The sequence below is a fragment of the Loigolactobacillus iwatensis genome, assembly GCF_003950295.1.
Classification (GTDB): Bacteria; Bacillota; Bacilli; order Lactobacillales; family Lactobacillaceae; genus Loigolactobacillus; species Loigolactobacillus iwatensis.
Window position 1 is genome coordinate 1 of sequence record NZ_RHNP01000063.1, and the last position, 1,642, is coordinate 1,642.

General features: G+C 35.4%; 2 protein-coding genes. Both read left to right on the top strand.

Features of this window, described 5'->3' with window-relative positions:
* Positions 1 to 158: 158 nt before the first annotated feature.
* Positions 159 to 1,277 (top strand): NlpC/P60 family protein, encoded by a 1,119-nt coding sequence (locus tag EKM98_RS11635; RefSeq protein ID WP_125982720.1) that lies wholly within the window; start codon positions 159 to 161, stop codon positions 1,275 to 1,277.
* 29 nt (positions 1,278 to 1,306) lie between these two features.
* The coding region (locus tag EKM98_RS11640; protein WP_167553816.1) for a KxYKxGKxW signal peptide domain-containing protein at positions 1,307 to 1,642 on the top strand (336 nt) is incomplete at its 3' end.

The window sequence follows — 1,642 nt, forward strand, 5'->3', positions numbered from 1 at the left end:
ATTAAAGATTGAATTGACGATATTGGTATACAATTTAGGCTTTTTTGATTTTATGACGAACTAGCACCACGCGTATTATTAGAATAAAATAGTAATAAATTCAATTGTGAGAACTATAACATAATTGTATTAACTATTTGTTTGAGGAGGAGTTAGTTGTGAAAATGTTTTATAAGCAAACATTATTTATAGGTTTGGCGACGGTGATCGTCGGTATGGGTTTAGCCGTAGGTCCGGAAATTAAAGGTGGTACTGTAGGAGCTACTTATAATGTTCAAGCTGCAGTACAAAACGGCTATGATAGTAATGGTATTTTTTACCAGTCAGGAAAAAAGGCTAGTGGCTACTTAAATGATGGTAAAAATTGGTATCTATTTAAGAACGGAGTTAAACAATCACAAATTCAAAAATGGTCAGGCTATTATTACTATTTTGATCCCACATCTCATCTTCGATCAGATAATGTTTTTCGCAATGAATGGGGTAATACTTACTATTTTGGCAGTAATGGGCAAGCCGTTTCAGGTTTACAGAAAATTAATGGAAAAGAGTATTATTTCGGTGAAGATGGTACGTTTAATTTAAGAAAGAATACCTTTTTTAAGACCAAATCAGGTAAGACCTATTATGCTGGTGCGGATGGAGCATTATTAACGGATGTTCAAAAAATTAATGGTACTTATTATTATTTCGATCATTCTAATTATCAGATGCATACTAATAGTTATGATAAATCTAATTGGGGCGACTGGTATATGTTTGGTTCAGACGGGAAAATTAAGACTGGCTGGCAAAATTGGGCCGGAAGCACATACTATTTTAGTCCTACAACTTATTTAAAAGTGACAGGAGTACAGGTTATTAGTGGTGTTGCTTATAAGTTTGATAGTACAGGTAAATACCTTGGAAATAATAATGCTCTAAAAGTTGTCAATTTAGCCAAACAATTGACTCAGCAACATATACCATATGTTTGGGGTGGCGCATCGCTTTCAGGTATGGATTGTTCGGGTTTAGTTGCCTATGTTTTTCAGCATGCTATTGGTAAGACGTTACCTCACTACACTGTTTCTTTAGAAAGTGCGGTAAATCAAAAATCAGTTGCTCAGGCACAACCAGGGGACCTATTATTTTGGGGAAATCATGGGCAAACGTATCATGTTGCTATTTATATTGGTAATCATCAATTTGTAGCTGCTCCACAAAGTGGTGAAGATGTTCAAGTACAGACAATTAGCTCATACTTTATGCCTTCATTTGCAGGAACAGTTAAATAGTTTTTATTTATAGGGAGATATTAAATTAGATGGGGTATTTTAATCGAACAACAATTGAACATTACAAAATGTATAAGAAGGGTAAAATTTGGGTATCCGCGTTACTTATTAGCGTTAGTTTATTAGGAGGAATTTGTTCATTAAATATTGGAAATGTACATGCGGCAATTACTGATAAATCGGCTTTATTTTCATCACAACAGGATAAACGGCCACAGGATAAATCTGTTAATGGAGAAGTCCAGTCAAGTAAGATTAATACTAATATGGCTACTACGAGTGGGGCCAATATGGGAACAACAAGTACGGCGGCTGCTACGAGTACGGCTAATACGGGAACAACAAGTACGGCGGCTGCTACGAGT